The sequence below is a fragment of the Virgibacillus tibetensis genome, from assembly GCF_036026595.1.
In the GTDB taxonomy this organism is placed as follows: domain Bacteria; phylum Bacillota; class Bacilli; order Bacillales; family Amphibacillaceae; genus Virgibacillus_P; species Virgibacillus_P tibetensis.
Map to the genome: position 1 here is coordinate 472,153 of NZ_JARZFX010000001.1, position 15,078 is coordinate 487,230.

Consider the following 15,078-nt stretch of genomic DNA (forward strand, 5'->3'; position numbering starts at 1 on the left):
AAATAATGGAGGAATGTTAGAATGACAATCAAGTTAAAAGGTAAAATGGATAACTTTAAAGCCAAAAAAGAAGCGTACATGGATCTAGTAAAAGCGGAAGAGCAGGATCAAGAAAAGCTTGCTAATGCTTGGGATGAAATGCAAACTGCTCTAGCCGAAGATTTAACAGAAAAAATCACTACAGAAGTTCGAACTGAACAAATGGACGCTCAAATCCTAACTGCTAGAGGTCAAAATGTACTTACTTCTGAAGAAAGAAAGTTTTTCAATGAGGTAGTAGAATTTGGTGGTTTTGACGAGGATTCGATTTTACCAGTTACAACTCAGGAGAGAGTGTTTGAAGATCTTGTGGAAGCTCATCCATTACTTGCGGAAATAGGACTGCAAGATTTAGGGGCAGTTACTCGATTTATTAGATCAGATCCAAATAAAGCTTATGCTTGGGGTAAATTGTTTGGAGAAATAAAAGGGCAAATTGGTGCTGCATTTACAGAAGAAGAGATCGGACAGTTGAAGCTTACAGCTTTTGCTGTTATACCAAAAGACATGTTAGAACTTGGACCAGTTTGGGCTGAACGTTATGTGCGTACGGTTTTAGTTGAGTCTTACTCTGTAGGGCTAGAATACGGATTAGTTAATGGACGTGGTCCGACACAAAACGAACCAATAGGTTTAATGAAAGATGTGAGTGCTGAAGGTGCTGTAACAACTAAAACTTCTTCTGGGACGTTAACTTTTGCTCCATCTGATAAAGGTGAGGTTGTAGCTGGAGAATTACATGATGTGATTAAAGAATTGTCTACTGACGCAAAAGATAAAGCACGTAAAGTGTTAAATAAAATCGTAATGGTTGTTAACCCGATTGATGCCATTAGTGTGCAAGCTAGAAATACCATTCAAACTGCTAATGGACAATGGGTAACGTCATTACCCTACAGCATAAAAGTGGTTGAATCAGAAGAAATACCTTCTAAAAAAGCACTATTCTTTGTGAAAGGAAAATATCTTGCAGCTGTGGCCGGTGGTTATAAGACTAATAAATTTGATCAAACACTGGCTATCGAGGACGCAATGCTCTATACAATTAAGCAATTCGCAAATGGTAAACCAGAAGACAATAAGACAGCATTGCTTTATGATCTTGATATTCAATTCAACACTTCTGCAACAGAACCGGCAGGAGCATAGTGGAGGTGATCTAGTTGGTCACTGATGAGCTACTAAAAGAATTTAAGGGAAGAATGCATATATCCCACAGCGGAGAGGACGACAATTTAAAAAGATTGTTGTCCTTTTCTGTTGCATATATAGAGGCTAAATGTGGAGAGTTTGATCTTTCCGGAAAAACTAATCTTGATATTAGAGCTACAGAATTAGTTTTTGAACGCACCAGATATGCTTACAACGATGCTGTTGAGTATTTCGATGATAACTTTCAAAGTGACATACTCGGTCTTAGCTTGGATATGGTTTTTGCATTGGAGGAAGAATCAGATGCGTGAATTTAAATATAAGCCACCAAGAGTGCACAGTGGAGAAATGCGTACACCAATCACTTTTTATGAATACGCACCAAATGAAGGTCCTGAACCAGGCGAGAATCCGATCGATGAATTGTACGACTGTATGGGCAAAATTGACGAGGTGTGGATGAAAGATGTAGAACTTGCCAAGTCCAACGGAACCCTGTCTGATATAACCATTACTATTAGAGATCCGTTGCAGGACTATATCCCAACAGACAAACATTATATTTCCATTGACCATCCTTCTTATCGTGATAATCGATATAACGTAAAACATGTACGACCGGACCCGCAGAACAATAAGTTTATCACTGTGATCGGGAGGTTGGTTACATGAGCGTAAAAATAACTGGATTAGATAAACTTTTATCGGATTTAGAAAGCAAGTTGGGAAAAGAAGGAATGCAACGCATTAGTGATCAAGCTTTAATTGATGCTGCCGATGAATTTGTCAAAGCACTAAGATCCGAGTTTCAGAGTTTTAGAGATACTGGGGCTAGTATTGATGAGATAACTACTACGGGTCCTGAATGGGTAAATGGTGTGCGAAGCATTAAAGTACATTGGAAAGGCCCAAAAGGTCGTTATCGTATTATCCATTTGAACGAATGGGGTACAGTTAAGAATCCTAACCCAAGAGGTAAAGGGGCGGTTGCCAGAGCAATGAAAAGAAGTGAAAAGGCTTATCGTGATGCTGTAAGAAAGGCATTAAAAGGTGGCTTGTAATGGATATATTATCAATTATTTACAACCGTCTTATTGCAGATGACTACATCAAAGAACAAGCACTAGGTAGGATTAAATACTATGAATATCCAGCCACTGGAGATGTTGATAATCCTTTTATCGTAATAGATCCACTCGATGATGGTAGCCCTGTTGATTTTGCAGACAACACATGGACTAAGCTTGATTTTTTAATACAGATCGATGTGTGGACACTCAACCGATTAACAACTTTAAACCTTGCAAATACGGTTAGAGATGTGATGTGGAATGATTTAGGATTTAAACAAATTAACGGACCAAATGAATATGACGAAGGTATTTTTAGAAAAGCAGACAGGTACCGCGGAACGTTGTATCGAGATGATTTTAATAAATTATAGGAGTGATTATGGATGGCAGAAGAAAAAAACTATCGTGCATCCACGGGCGTGGATGAATTTTACTATGGAAAAATTGGTGACGGGATTGTAGCTACTGAAATTGAGCGTGTGAAGTTCTTGCAAAACATTAATGTTGAAATGCCACAGGAAATAGTTCGTGCTCATGGAGATAACACTACTGCTGAAATGGCTGTATCAAGTGGTAATGTTTCTGTTACATCTCAATTCCACAAAATTCCGATTGAAGACAAACAGAAATTGTTAGGATGGGAAACGGTTGAAGGCTTGACGGCTGCAGGAAGTGAAGATAATCCAGAATATCAAGCGGTCGTTTTTGCTAAAACGTATGAAGATGGATCTCGTGAATACGTTGGGTTGCCAAAAGGACTCTTTACACGTCCAAATGTGGGTGGAGCAACAAAGGGACAAACTACAGAGTTTTCCACTGAAGAAATAGCAGCGCAGTTTATGGATCGAAAAGTTGATGGTTTTACGAAAGACAAATCGGTTATCTTTGCCGCGGATGGACCAACCGAAACAACAAACCGTGATGCTTTATTTTTGAAAGTATTTGGAATCGCACATCCTGATGCAGGAACACCAACAGAACCGGAGGGAGCATAGTATGAGTAAATCACCTACAGTAAAGGAAATTAAAAAGGAACTTACGGAATTAGGCGTTGAATTTGATGATAAGCTCAATAAGGATGATCTTCTTGAGTTGTTGGAAGATAATACCTCGGAAGAAGATGGAGAGGAACTTTCCGAAACCTATTCGGAACAAGAAGAACCCAAACAATATGTAGTCATTCATGATTTTAAAGACTTAAAGGATAATGACACAATTTATATCAAGGATGATATCTACCCAAGACGAGCAGATGCAGTATTGAGTGAGGGTAGAGTCCAGGAGTTAATGTCTGGTGAGAACAAAATAGGAAAACCATTAATTAAAGAGCAGGATTAATTCCCTGCTCTTTTTTATTAGGAGGAATTTAATTGGCAAATTTAAAACGGCACATGATCGAAATTGTGAAGGAAGTAAAAGCAGGCGAGATTGTATCAGAAAAGTATCTAACCCCTGTATTTATCCCCATGAGCGTTGTATATGAGGCTATCGACATGATAAACGAAATCGACAAAACAACTGCTGAAAACGAAAAGGAGTTAGTTGATAAATTATTAGCGTTTGTTGCCGAGAAAGCTTATGGAGGACAGTTTACGAAAGATGAATTATTCAATGGCTTACATGCTCCTGAATCCATGCAGATATTGCAAGAACAAATCCTGTTTATCGCAAGGGGGCAGCAGAATGTATCAACAAAAAAGTACCTGGAGAAGAAGAGTTAGTTGACGAAGATTTTACTGCTGAAAAGCAAAAAGAATATCTGGATAAAATCATCTTAGATATGATGAATAACGGAAAAGACATAAACGATATATTGAACATGCCTTTTAACTTTGTTTTAGAAATCTTGGCAGATAAAAACAAACCGAAAAAAGAAAAATCCTTAATTTCCGCATTTGGAGGTTAGGGTTTTTTATATCTCCAAGAAAGGAGGTAGACAATGCAACGTATAGAAGGATTGAGTATAGGCTTAGATTTAGAGACTATGAAGGTCGAAAGTGGATTGACGGACCTAAAATCTAAAATGCGACTCGTTAACAGTGAGATGAAAACCAATATGAGTGCATTTGATCGCAGTGATCGGTCTATTGGAAAATACGAGACACGACTACAAGGTCTCAACAAGAAACTTGAAGTACAGGCAAAAGTTACCGATCAAGCTAGAATCCACTATGAAAAAATGGTAGCTGAACACGGCGAAGGATCCAAAGAAGCTGAAAAGGCAGCAACCGCATATAACACTCAAGCCACAGCTTTAAATAACCTAGAGCGGTATGTAGAGGGCGCAACCGAAGAACTCGAAGCCATGCGAAAAGAACAGGCTTTCTTGGAGTCTGGCATGGGCAAGCTTACAACTGGGCTAGACAAGTTCTCAGGCACCATGAAACGGCATGGCGAAACACTAACCACCGTGGGTAGAACATTGAGCACCCGGGTGACTGCTCCAATATTAGCAGCAGGTGCAGCAGCAATAGCAGCATCTGATCAATTTGATAAAGCCTATCGAGACATTAGAGTAGGCACAGGCGCAACAGGAGACGTGTTAGATGGCTTAGAAAAATCATTCGACAACGTATTTACAAGTGTTCCCGACGGGGCAGATCAAGTTTCAAACTCATTAGCCACTTTAAATACTTTTACGGGCGCTACAGGCGAATCATTAGAAGGTTTAACAACAAGCGTATTAGATGTTTCTCGTTTACTGAAGGAAGATGCCACAACAAACTCTAAAGCGTTTGGTGAGTCCTTAAAGCAATGGCAGAAGCCTGCTGAAGAAGGTGCAGGTGTATTAGATTACCTATTCAAGCTAACGCAAGATTATGGAGTTGGTTTGGGCGAATTAAACGGCTTATTAACTTCCCATGGTTCTGTTTTAAATAATGCAGGGTTTGAGATGGAAGAATCAGCACACTTTATGGCAAGCCTGGAATCAAATGGTATAGCTGTTAGTCGTATCATGCCTGGTTTAAATAGCGCATTTAGAAAATGGGCAGATGAGGGAAAGAACAGCCGTGAAGAATTAGAAAAAGTCGTTGATACCATCGCTGAAACAGAAGATAAGCAAAAGGCACTTTCACTTGCAACAGAAGTATTTGGAGCACAAGGTGCCCAACGATTAATGACCGCTATACGAAGTAAAGCTATACCTGCGTTTGAAGATTTAGGATCTGGCGCAGAAAGTGCAAAAGGTTTAATTTCAGAGACAGCAGAGGAAACGAAAACGATTGGTGAAGAGTTCGCCGAATTAAAAAATAACACGATGGCAGCGTTACGCCCTGTGGGTGACATACTCTTAAATCTAGCAAAGGATTATCTGCCACCAGTCGTTGAAGGAGTTACTGATTTAGCGAAATGGTTTGATGAATTGGACGACTCTACGAAAAAGACTATTCTTTCAACTATGGGAATAGCAGCAGCATTAGGTCCTGCCAGTTTACTGCTTGGCAGCACATTTAAAGTCGTTGGCTCTCTTGCCGGAGGATTATCAAAGGTAACAGGTATTATTGGTAGATCTGGTGGCTCAGGATTATTAGGCAGATTTGCATTAATGGGTCCAGGTGCTGCAACACCAGTTGGCCTTGGTATCCTTGGTATCGGAGCATTGGCTTTAAAAGCATACGATTTAAATAAAAACATGCATGAATTGCAAGATGTATCAACAGAAACCGCTGATGCAATGATGGACCAATATCAGGCTAATATTCCGTTGATCGATAGTTTTGATGAGTTGCGCCAAAAGTCATTTTTAACCAATGATGAATTTGCAAGATATTTGGATTTACAAACAAGGCTAGGAAATGAATCTGATCCAGATGCAATAGCAACCATAAAAGATGAAATGGAACAATTACAAGGTAAGTCAGGCTTATCTAATAAAGAGTTGGACAAGATGGTTGGGTACAATAACACTCTAACCGAAAAGATCCCTGAAGCAACAACGCAAATAACGGAGCAAGGAAATCGAGTAGCGGACACCACCGGTAAATTAAAAGATTACAACCAAGAAATAGCAAATATGGCTAAACGTGAATTGGAATCAGAATTACAGAAGTCATTAGTTAACGAAATCGAATTACGTGAACAAATTAAAGAAGAACAAATTGAACTTAACCGCCTTACTGAAACTGAATTTGCATTAAGGGATATTTTAAAAGCACATCAAGATGGTAATATAGACACTTTGAAAGAAAGCTTATTACTTGAACAAGAAAGCGTTGAAGAAGCGTATCGAGAAGCGGTCGCACGCGGTGAAGTTTCCACTGAACTTTCTAATAAAAAAGCAATGATGGAAACACTTCTTGCCTTGGCTGATATGGATATTGACAAAGTTAGAGAAACGTTAAGTGAAACCATTACCTTGGTAGATGAACAAGGTGAACTGGTTGCAGGCAAAGAAGCGGATTTAAACAAAACAGGCGAAATCGTAGCTAAGATGGTCGAGTATGAATTAATAGCGGCAGGAATCAATGAAGAAACAGCAGCGCAAGCGGTTAAGGATGCCGAAGTGTCAGGTTTATTAGGTGACCAACTAAAATCACTAAGAGATCAAAAAGATGAACTTTATGCACAAACCGACCCTGCTCTACAATTGAACGATTCTTTTATAGATTCAGTTGGTGCAATTGATAAACAAATACATGGTTTACAGACTGCTAAAGGAAATATTCAAGATTTGATTGGTGAAGCTGGCGAGTATAACGAAGAACTCAAAAAGGATATTGACAAAAGAATGAACTTAGATGTTCATCCCAGCATCGACGATATAAATAGACGTGTTGCAGCTCCTGTTAGAAAACGGGTTGACATGGATGTCCATGCACCACGAGTACACGTACCAATCGCTGCTTATGCCAGAGGAACTAAAGCAGGAGGGCATCCAGGCGGTCTAGCAATCACGGGCGATGGTGGTGGACGTGAGTTAATATCTTTACCAAACGGGAGGAATTTTCTTTCTCCATCCACAGATACGCTTTTAAACTTACCAAAAGGAACTCATGTCTTGCCACACAGAGAAACAGAAAGACTTTTAAACACTGTACCGAGATATGCAACTGGCACAAGTGGATGGGAAGGTTTAATCGACAACTTACGTGACAGTGAATTTATGAAGTTGTTGGCTCTTGTCGCTAAAAGCGTGGGAGGTTCAGCAGGTAGCCAAAGCACTACTGCAAATCAGCAACCGACTAATGTTGACAGAGGCACGAACGTTACTCAGCATATTACCATCCACAGTCCAGAACCATTATCACCATCGGAAACAGCGCGTAGAATGAAGCAAGCATCTCGTCAACTAGCAATGGAATGGAGGTGATAGTTATTGCGAAGATTAACATTTGAAAACGCAAGAGGTGAGAGTATCGTATTCTATCTATCACCTTTAGTTATCGAGTCCCTAAGTGGTATTGGAGAAGTGGGGGCAGACTTACAAAGTCAGAGGTCTCCAAACCAAGATGGTGATACGTATATCGATACTAGATTACAACCTAGATTTATAGATTTAGAGGGATCGATAACAGTAACGGATTTTGAACGAATACGCGAATACAGAAGAACTATATCTCGCGTATGTAACCCTAAATTAGGCATGGGCATTATTACACTGGAACTCGATGGTGACATAAAACAAATTGGAGCCACGTTGGATAGCGGGGTTACATTCTTCGAACGTCGTCGGAATCCTTTTCAACCATTTTTGATCACCTGGAAGTGCCCTAACCCATACTGGCAATCCATCGACCAGATAACCGAGCCATTAGCAGCGTTTGTACCTAAGTTTACATTCCCGTTTAGTTTTCCTGTTAAATTTGGGGAACGAGGATCAGAAGTTACGCTTTACAACGATGGTGACGTACCTTGCCCGATTGAAATAGAATTTAATGGTCCTGCCACACAACCGATTATCACCAACCGGACAACAGGAGAGTTTATCCGTGTGGATCGTGAGTTATTTGAAGGAGATAAACTTATCATTAACACAGCTTATGGTCGTGATCGTATGGTTGTTATAGATCGTGGCAATGGAGTTATAAAGAACGCTTGGCATTACATCGACATATGGGATTCAACCTTATTCTTCTTGGATGTAGGAGTGAATACCATCGACTACAATGCATTAGCAAGTGGCGGTCAAGCAGTCGTTAATATCAGCTACAGAAAACAGTATGTGGGAATCTAGTGAATAGAGGACATTCTAAATTATTGTCGAATTGATAGTATATTATCAAAGTCGAAAGGAAGTTTAGAATGTCGGATTTAAAATATGAACATAAAATGAGGTTAAAGTTTAATCAGTATTCTTCTCGAACTGCGTACAAAAGGTTAAAAGAAGGAATAAATACTAATAACGATCATGAAATTTACGCAGCTACAGGAGAATTACTTTTATGGATAATGACAACAGATGAGTGGCATCTAGAACACGGGATGGAAGACTACATTGACAGAAGAAATAAAAACAAAAATGGAATGCTTCTAAACGGAATGCGTCATGCTTACAATATGATGAAACATAACATGGGTTTTTTTCAAATCCACCAGAAAGAAGGAGGATTGAAATTTCCGGTTCGGTTTCCTGTGAATTTCAAGATAACTGTTAGATGGGTTGTTGCAGGTGAAGTGTTAAATGGAACATACCCAAATCAAAAACAAAATTACATTAAACATTTAGAAGGTAAGGAAGTAATACAAACTTTTAGTCAGGTTTTGACCTTTTTGAATGTGGAGAATCAAAAGTTTCACTAAAGGGGTGTATGTTATTGAGGAAAGACGAATTAACTAAATTTGCCCAAGAGTTAAGGGATCTAGAGATAAAATATGGAGTAGAAGTTTGCTCTGATAATTATTTTACAAGAGCGGTAATAGTTGATGTGAGAGACAAAAATGGGTTTTCTTATCACTATAAAGCAGGGGATATAAATTTAGATCTCAACGTTTATTCAGAAAATGAAGATATGGAATAGAAGGGCATCTCAAAATGAGGTGCTTTTTATTATGAAAGGAGTGGTTAAATGGCACAAGTAAGCAGGTTTTTTAACGAACCCGAATATGGGGCACATGATTTCGCAGAGTTTTTTACAAACTTTTTATCCACTGGCTTTTTTATGGGTTTAGAAGTAGAATCCAACAACTCGATGGGCGTTACTATAAAAGAAGGATCGGCATTTATTGAAGGTTACGAGTACCGCAATACAACAGATTTACAATTACAGCACAATACAGCCAATTCAACCTATGACCGCATAGATCGTATCGTAGTAAGGCTAGACCGTACACCAGATGCAGAGCAACAAATGACCGCATTAGTTCGTACTGGTGTGGCAGAAGAAATACCAACACCGCCGGTATTAATACGAGATCAAGCTGTTTATGAGATCAGTTTGGCGCAGGTGTTAGTTGAAGCAGGCAAAAGCTTTATAGAACCCTATCAGCTTACAGATGAACGAGGCAATGTGGATGTATGTGGTAGAGTTGGCAATCCATCGAATAGGGCTGAACAAATACAAACTGACGTAAAAACACCTGATATAATGCCTACTCAATACCCGGATGGCATTTCACGTTTCTATTTAAGCGGAAACGACAATCAAGACATTACACAAGCATGGTTTGATTCTTTAGGGATTAACCCGAGTGACTTTGGGCGCAGTATTAGTAATTTACGTGCCTATGTCGTGACTATCAGCAATAGAGGTAACACGGGTATTCAGGAAATAACGATATTTGATTATAACTATTTATCAGGTTATGAATATCGTATATACGGTAAATTCACAAGGGCGGTAAACTCACTAGTTGGTGGATTGGAAATGTGGGGCAGATGGCAAGAAGTTGTGTTAGTGGTGGAGAAAGGTAAAAACAGTAATGGCGATTATGTTCGTTATTCTAATGGAGAACAAGAATGCAGATTAGCTGTTAATTTAGGTTCAAGAATAAGCAACGGAACGGGATCATATTCCAGCCCATACCGTACAGATGCCTATACGTGGTCTTTTCCAGTTAACTTTTCAGAACCACCAACATTTTTCGGGACAGGAGAAATTGACCATGTTAATCCGCAAAGTAGAGCGAACAGCGTTCTTAATCGTTCCATAACAACGAGTTCTATAAGCGGTATCCAATCCATTATGTCTGCCGGTGGCACGGATGATGTAAATGTTAAAGCGTATTTATTGGCTAAAGGTAGGTGGCGGTAGAATGGTAATTGACTTTACACCACAATTTTCTTATCAAAACACTGTTTATGATAATGATCTCGAAAATGAGATTATAAGGGTGCAAATAACCACAATGGATGGAGATGAATTAGAAACCATTGAACATGATTTAAGTAATTACGTACCACCTGAAAGCGAAGAGATGGCAGAAGACCCCCCGCCAAGCTTTCCGATTGCAGGTTACCCAAAGCGAATTGACGGAGTGCTTCATGTAACCTTGATTAAGTGGTACAGATAATGCAAACGATTAAAATACTATCCAAAGAATTTGAACCATTAGGAGATACAACAGACTATGTAAGCATGATATTTACAAAGTCCTGGCATGGTGTAGGATCGTTCGAATTAGTCATACACCGTGAAGCAAACGGAGCAGATCAGATAACTAAAAATTGTCTGGTCGCTCTTGCTAAAAATAAAGTGGGCATTGTTAAACATCGTGAAATTCAACTTGATCAAAACGGGAAAGCTACAGAAAACTGGCTATTTAAAGGATGGGCATTAAAAGGATTGGCGCAACAACGATTGACTGTACCTCCCTCTACTAATGCTTATGATAGTAAAAGTGGCGATGCAGAAACAGTTATGAAGCATTTTATTGATAATCATTTAGTTACCCCTGCTAATGGCAATCGGGCTATTCCTAATTTAGTTATAGCGCCCAACCAAAACAGGGGAAAGGCTATTAGCTGGCAATCACGATTTAAAGAAGTGTCCGATGAACTAACCGAAATAAGCCTAGCAAGTGGTTTAGGTTGGGACATAACGCTTGATACCGTTAATAAGCAATTTGTATTTGATGTACATGAGGGTTTGGACTTAAGTGTTAATCAAAACACAAACAGTCCCGTTTACTTTAGTCCAGAGTTTGGAAATGTCAAGACGCAGTCTTTTGCTGATTCAGACTTAAACATGCGAAACGTTGGCTATGTAGGCGGACAAGGGGAAGGCGTAGAACGAGAGGTAATTGTACTAGGTGAAACGACAGGGTATGATCGTTACGAATCATTTATAGATGTACGTGACATTGGGGTAACAAGTGAGCTGTCCGAACGTGGTCAACAAAAACTAGATGAAATGGCGAACGAGTTATACTTTGAAGCTGAAATTATGTCACCAGTCAGTAAGACTACTTATAAAGATGAATTTGAGACCTTTGTGAATCCCTATCAACCTGTGTACGAAAGAACTAAAAAGATTGAAATGGTGGGTCCTTTTGTCTATGAAAGAGACTACAACTTAGGCGATATCACAACGACTATGAACCGTGACTGGGGCTTTATCGTAGACCGTAGAATAACAGAAATTACAGAAATACATGAAGCTAGTGGATTTAAACTGGAAGCTGTCTTTGGACAGAATAGACCAACACTAATAAGTAGATTAAAGAATAAATTTGATGAGATGGAAGGGTTGCTGAAGCGATGAACAAAGTAGAGTTTGATTACTATAAACGTGACGTGCAGCTTGACCAACACTTTAGTAAAGTGCAATTAGAAATTGTGCACGTTGAATCAGAACATTCTTTTGTCAGCCCTTACCAAGTTGTAGACAACCCGAAAGAGAGGGTGACGTAATGGAGATTTATCTAACTAAAGGCGATACAGGAATTGGTAGGAGAGCCACATTATCAAATGAGAACGGACCAGTTGATTTAAAAGATGCTGAGGTCCGTTTTTTATTTGGCGAACATGCTATTTATCCGGAGAAAGAAAGCGAAACAGGTAGGTTGTTAGTAGTATTTGATGAGGTACACACTTCTAAAGCACAGACCTTTTATGCTTCGTTCAAAATAACTTTTAAGGATGGCAGGATAGAAACCTTTCCCGGTGCGGAATCAACAAAAATAAAAATCTATGTGAGGGAGTGATGTAAGTGTCAAATATACCAGTAGATTTATTGCATTTTAACGGTAAGATAGGACCACAATATCTTGATGTCGACGACAAATCCGGTGGTCCTGATGGAACGATGAAACCAATCACACGAGATGAATTGCAAGAAATGATTTTGTTGAACTTTCCAGAACTGCAAAATGTGTCTGATCAGGAAGCTTTGGCAAAGTTGGAATCTATGCAGCAAGATATTGCAGATACGAAACAGACACAAGCACAGATATTGGATAGATTAAATCAGCCGATCGATACTCAACTAACTGGGAGTAAAGTTGTAAAAGAAACATTAATTGAAAGGACTGTACGTAACTCCAACAATAATGCGAATACGTTAGAAATTCCAGATGGAGCTACAGGTTGTTTGTTTATTCATATCGTTTATGGTATTACGGGTAGTTTCGGGGTGAGCGAAGGTCATAGAATCAGAATATACCCATACGAAGGAAGTGTAGGTAGACCTCTTTTTGGTAATCACACAAGTCCCAGTGAGTATGATTCAATGCCAAATTCACGAAGCATATCATCCTCTACCAGTTACACAATTGTTTTTCATCGTGATGCAGAACAATTATTTGTAGATAAACCTACTAACTTGTATTTCAAAACACCGATACTTTTTAAAAACTTACGGTACGACTTGCTCATCTCGGGTACTTTTGGCGCCGGAGAAGGAGTGGATAGTGAATTAATTGTTTATTGGATATTCAACGGTTAAGGAGGGTGCTAAATGAACTTTGAAAAATTAAAAGAAGAAGGAAAAACAGTTATCTATAAAGAATCAGAATCAGAAATAACTGAAAGTGGATGGGACTCTTGGGGTAAACGAATAACTGAAAACGAAGAAGTTTTTGTTTATCGAAAAATAGTTACTTTTGAAGAAGCTGAACAGTATGAATTAGAAAATGACTTACTCAACTAACGGATGTCGATAGTTGAGTAACAAAACACTCTTAACAGGGTGCTTTTTATTATAGGGGAAAGCGGTAGGGATTAGGGCCCTACCTAGCCGCCAAGGGGTCTATAGTTTGGCGGTTGTTTATATAGTACGAAGAATGTCACATTTACAGGGGGTCTAAAATGAAGGAGCTGGGAGACATGGACGTGTGGAAAGAGCAAACACAGCAAGATATAAATGGTCTTAAGCAAAGCTATGAAAAGATTAAAAGTGATGTGGATGATCTTAAGTTAAATGACAAACTGCAAGATAGAGAGATCAATACACTGCAAGCTACCCTCACAGCTATCCAAGACGATACAAAGTGGATTAGACGTATGATAACCAAAACGATTGTGTCAGCTATCATTACTGCTTTGATAGCAGGCGTTGTGGGTGTGGCATTAGCAAATATATTTTAGGAGGAGATAATTTTGAAAGATAAAGCAAAAGAAATATCAATACTAATCGTTGGTTTTTTTACGTCTGTAATGGGATTTTTGGCAACATTGAATGTTAAGTTTGAATGGCTTACAGAAGCAAGTGTAAATGCGTTCGGTGCAGTTATTGTATCGGGCGTTATTTTAGTCGGGTCGCTTTATGCCGTATATAAAAACACGTTTGTTATTACTGCAAAAGCCAAGATTCAAGCAGAAGAATTGCAAAAGAAGGGGTTGAAGTGATGTCCTACAAATTTCAAAGTTTACCACAGCTGGTCGATCATAGGAAGTCAATACCTCAAAAAGGCAGCTACTCAAAAAGGACTAAAAAAATAACTACTCGAGTATGGCACCACTCACTAACTAAAAAAGCGTTAGGTGGATCCATTGCTGCAGCGTTTGCTAATTATCATATCGGTTTGGGTTGGCCTAGTGTCGGTTATCATTTTGTTATTGAACCACAGAATACAGTTAATACATCAAAAGGCAAGCGAGCAAGGATTGTTTATGCTAACGATATTAATAATCGTACGTATCACGTAGGTAATAGTAATCAGTACGCATTAGGTATCTGCGTTGCTGGCGACTATCGTTATGAGGACTTAGACGATGCCAGTAAGGCAACGATTGACGAGTTACAAGCTGCGTTGGTTGCTGATAAGATTGGCAACCAGGATAAAAGTCATAATGAAATGGCAGGGTATAGCTGGAAATCCTGTTGTGTTTATAATTACAAAGAAGCATTTAAGTTTCTTGATTCTAAAAAACCTACTGCAGTACCCGGTAAATATAAGATACAAGAGGGTGATACTTTTTGGGGCATTGCTAATAACGACGAAGGTATTACGGTTGAGGATTTAATAGCTGCTAATCCTAATGTTGATCCTAAAAAATTAAAGGTTGGGCAGTCAATCAATCTGGGTAAGGCGAAAAACAGTTATACACCTAAGCCTAATACGCCTAAAAAACCACAGGCATCTTATAAATATCCTCTACCAAGTGGTGTATGGAAGCATTATGAGAAGCCTGACGGTAAACGAGGCGAGTATGAAGAGGTTAAGCAGATCCAACGAGCGCTAAATGCTTTATACTTTAAGTGCGGAAAAGTAGATGGCTGGTATGGTGATAAGGTTGATGATGCTATTACGCGGTTTCAAATGGTTTATTTGCCGTTTGAAGTAGATGGGGATTATGGACCTAATACCCGCAAGAAAATGCAAGCTGTGTTAAAGTCTAAAGGATATTAAAGACTGGTAACAACTTATACTTTTGTGGTGAGATAGCAGCTCACTTAACGTGGTGCGGAAACATCTAGTTATAAAAAAAGCTAAA

General features: G+C 39.0%; 22 protein-coding genes. All 22 read left to right on the forward strand.

The window, feature by feature from the left end; translation table 11 throughout:
* Positions 1-21: 21 nt before the first annotated feature.
* The 22 genes from QGM71_RS02640 to QGM71_RS02740 all read left to right on the forward strand — a co-directional run bounded on the left by QGM71_RS02640 (position 22) and on the right by QGM71_RS02740 (position 14,993).
* Complete coding sequence (locus QGM71_RS02640) at positions 22-1,188, forward strand: phage major capsid protein (protein ID WP_327605955.1); 1,167 nt, start codon at positions 22-24, stop codon at positions 1,186-1,188.
* Between the two features lie 53 nt (positions 1,189-1,241).
* A complete protein-coding gene (locus tag QGM71_RS02645; protein ID WP_327606398.1) occupies positions 1,242-1,502 on the forward strand; it encodes a phage gp6-like head-tail connector protein in 261 nt (86 codons plus the stop codon).
* The gene (locus QGM71_RS02650; protein WP_327605956.1) at positions 1,495-1,863 is read left to right on the forward strand and encodes a phage head-tail adapter protein; all 369 of its coding nucleotides are present in this window, start codon (positions 1,495-1,497) and stop codon (positions 1,861-1,863) included. Before QGM71_RS02645 ends, QGM71_RS02650 begins: the two co-directional genes overlap by 8 nt.
* Complete coding sequence (locus tag QGM71_RS02655) at positions 1,860-2,252, forward strand: hypothetical protein (protein WP_327605957.1); 393 nt, start codon at positions 1,860-1,862, stop codon at positions 2,250-2,252. The genes QGM71_RS02650 and QGM71_RS02655 overlap by 4 nt, the downstream gene beginning before the upstream one ends.
* Entirely contained in the window at positions 2,252-2,635 is a 384-nt protein-coding gene (locus tag QGM71_RS02660; protein ID WP_327605958.1) for a DUF3168 domain-containing protein, read from the forward strand. The genes QGM71_RS02655 and QGM71_RS02660 overlap by 1 nt, the downstream gene beginning before the upstream one ends.
* A gap of 12 nt (positions 2,636-2,647) precedes the next feature.
* Positions 2,648-3,259, forward strand: a complete 612-nt coding sequence (locus QGM71_RS02665; protein ID WP_327605959.1) for a major tail protein — start codon at positions 2,648-2,650, stop codon at positions 3,257-3,259.
* A gap of 1 nt (position 3,260) precedes the next feature.
* Entirely contained in the window at positions 3,261-3,602 is a 342-nt protein-coding gene (locus QGM71_RS02670; RefSeq protein ID WP_327605960.1) for a hypothetical protein, read from the forward strand.
* A gap of 32 nt (positions 3,603-3,634) precedes the next feature.
* Entirely contained in the window at positions 3,635-3,985 is a 351-nt protein-coding gene (gene gpG, locus QGM71_RS02675; RefSeq protein WP_327605961.1) for a phage tail assembly chaperone G, read from the forward strand.
* A gap of 62 nt (positions 3,986-4,047) precedes the next feature.
* Positions 4,048-4,170, forward strand: coding sequence for a phage tail assembly chaperone GT (gpGT, locus tag QGM71_RS21765; RefSeq protein WP_407702990.1), 123 nt, complete (start codon positions 4,048-4,050; stop codon positions 4,168-4,170).
* 33 nt (positions 4,171-4,203) lie between these two features.
* Positions 4,204-7,575: a phage tail tape measure protein gene (locus tag QGM71_RS02680; RefSeq protein ID WP_327605962.1), complete on the forward strand. Its 3,372-nt coding sequence runs from the start codon at positions 4,204-4,206 to the stop codon at positions 7,573-7,575.
* Positions 7,576-7,581: 6 nt separating this feature from the next.
* Entirely contained in the window at positions 7,582-8,439 is an 858-nt protein-coding gene (locus QGM71_RS02685) for a phage tail family protein (protein ID WP_327605963.1), read from the forward strand.
* A 68-nt stretch (positions 8,440-8,507) separates the two neighbouring features.
* The gene (locus QGM71_RS02690) at positions 8,508-9,005 is read left to right on the forward strand and encodes a hypothetical protein (protein WP_327605964.1); all 498 of its coding nucleotides are present in this window, start codon (positions 8,508-8,510) and stop codon (positions 9,003-9,005) included.
* Between the two features lie 14 nt (positions 9,006-9,019).
* Entirely contained in the window at positions 9,020-9,223 is a 204-nt protein-coding gene (locus tag QGM71_RS02695; protein ID WP_327605965.1) for a hypothetical protein, read from the forward strand.
* Between the two features lie 48 nt (positions 9,224-9,271).
* Positions 9,272-10,456 carry a hypothetical protein gene (locus tag QGM71_RS02700; RefSeq protein WP_327605966.1) on the forward strand — a complete coding sequence of 395 codons (1,185 nt, stop codon included), beginning with the start codon at positions 9,272-9,274 and terminating at the stop codon, positions 10,454-10,456.
* Between the two features lies 1 nt (position 10,457).
* Positions 10,458-10,715, forward strand: coding sequence for a hypothetical protein (locus QGM71_RS02705; protein WP_327605967.1), 258 nt, complete (start codon positions 10,458-10,460; stop codon positions 10,713-10,715).
* Positions 10,715-11,905, forward strand: coding sequence for a siphovirus ReqiPepy6 Gp37-like family protein (locus QGM71_RS02710; RefSeq protein ID WP_327605968.1), 1,191 nt, complete (start codon positions 10,715-10,717; stop codon positions 11,903-11,905). The genes QGM71_RS02705 and QGM71_RS02710 overlap by 1 nt, the downstream gene beginning before the upstream one ends.
* A gap of 148 nt (positions 11,906-12,053) precedes the next feature.
* Positions 12,054-12,347: a hypothetical protein gene (locus QGM71_RS02715; protein ID WP_327605969.1), complete on the forward strand. Its 294-nt coding sequence runs from the start codon at positions 12,054-12,056 to the stop codon at positions 12,345-12,347.
* A gap of 5 nt (positions 12,348-12,352) precedes the next feature.
* A complete protein-coding gene (locus tag QGM71_RS02720; protein WP_327605970.1) occupies positions 12,353-13,087 on the forward strand; it encodes a hypothetical protein in 735 nt (244 codons plus the stop codon).
* A gap of 12 nt (positions 13,088-13,099) precedes the next feature.
* Complete coding sequence (locus QGM71_RS02725; protein WP_327605971.1) at positions 13,100-13,291, forward strand: hypothetical protein; 192 nt, start codon at positions 13,100-13,102, stop codon at positions 13,289-13,291.
* Positions 13,292-13,449: 158 nt separating this feature from the next.
* Positions 13,450-13,728: a hemolysin XhlA family protein gene (locus QGM71_RS02730; protein WP_327605972.1), complete on the forward strand. Its 279-nt coding sequence runs from the start codon at positions 13,450-13,452 to the stop codon at positions 13,726-13,728.
* 12 nt (positions 13,729-13,740) lie between these two features.
* The gene (locus tag QGM71_RS02735) at positions 13,741-13,989 is read left to right on the forward strand and encodes a PTS mannose transporter subunit IID (RefSeq protein WP_327605973.1); all 249 of its coding nucleotides are present in this window, start codon (positions 13,741-13,743) and stop codon (positions 13,987-13,989) included.
* Positions 13,989-14,993, forward strand: coding sequence for a peptidoglycan-binding protein (locus tag QGM71_RS02740; protein WP_327605974.1), 1,005 nt, complete (start codon positions 13,989-13,991; stop codon positions 14,991-14,993). Before QGM71_RS02735 ends, QGM71_RS02740 begins: the two co-directional genes overlap by 1 nt.
* Positions 14,994-15,078: the final 85 nt, after the last annotated feature.

Bases quoted from the DNA above. Each gene is read 5' to 3' on its own strand.
- QGM71_RS02655 (WP_327605957.1), top strand. From the start codon at position 1,860: ATGAGCGTAAAAATAACTGGATTAGATAAACTTTTATCGGATTTAGAA.
- QGM71_RS02640 (WP_327605955.1), top strand. From the start codon at position 22: ATGACAATCAAGTTAAAAGGTAAAATGGATAACTTTAAAGCCAAAAAA.
- QGM71_RS02700 (WP_327605966.1), top strand. From the start codon at position 9,272: ATGGCACAAGTAAGCAGGTTTTTTAACGAACCCGAATATGGGGCACAT.
- QGM71_RS02740 (WP_327605974.1), top strand. From the start codon at position 13,989: ATGTCCTACAAATTTCAAAGTTTACCACAGCTGGTCGATCATAGGAAG.
- QGM71_RS02705 (WP_327605967.1), top strand. From the start codon at position 10,458: ATGGTAATTGACTTTACACCACAATTTTCTTATCAAAACACTGTTTAT.
- QGM71_RS02660 (WP_327605958.1), top strand. From the start codon at position 2,252: ATGGATATATTATCAATTATTTACAACCGTCTTATTGCAGATGACTAC.
- QGM71_RS02645 (WP_327606398.1), top strand. From the start codon at position 1,242: ATGCATATATCCCACAGCGGAGAGGACGACAATTTAAAAAGATTGTTG.
- QGM71_RS02665 (WP_327605959.1), top strand. From the start codon at position 2,648: ATGGCAGAAGAAAAAAACTATCGTGCATCCACGGGCGTGGATGAATTT.
- QGM71_RS02680 (WP_327605962.1), top strand. From the start codon at position 4,204: ATGCAACGTATAGAAGGATTGAGTATAGGCTTAGATTTAGAGACTATG.
- QGM71_RS02650 (WP_327605956.1), top strand. From the start codon at position 1,495: ATGCGTGAATTTAAATATAAGCCACCAAGAGTGCACAGTGGAGAAATG.
- gpGT (WP_407702990.1), top strand. From the start codon at position 4,048: ATGAATAACGGAAAAGACATAAACGATATATTGAACATGCCTTTTAAC.
- QGM71_RS02715 (WP_327605969.1), top strand. From the start codon at position 12,054: ATGGAGATTTATCTAACTAAAGGCGATACAGGAATTGGTAGGAGAGCC.
- QGM71_RS02690 (WP_327605964.1), top strand. From the start codon at position 8,508: ATGTCGGATTTAAAATATGAACATAAAATGAGGTTAAAGTTTAATCAG.
- QGM71_RS02670 (WP_327605960.1), top strand. From the start codon at position 3,261: ATGAGTAAATCACCTACAGTAAAGGAAATTAAAAAGGAACTTACGGAA.
- QGM71_RS02725 (WP_327605971.1), top strand. From the start codon at position 13,100: ATGAACTTTGAAAAATTAAAAGAAGAAGGAAAAACAGTTATCTATAAA.
- QGM71_RS02730 (WP_327605972.1), top strand. From the start codon at position 13,450: ATGAAGGAGCTGGGAGACATGGACGTGTGGAAAGAGCAAACACAGCAA.
- QGM71_RS02710 (WP_327605968.1), top strand. From the start codon at position 10,715: ATGCAAACGATTAAAATACTATCCAAAGAATTTGAACCATTAGGAGAT.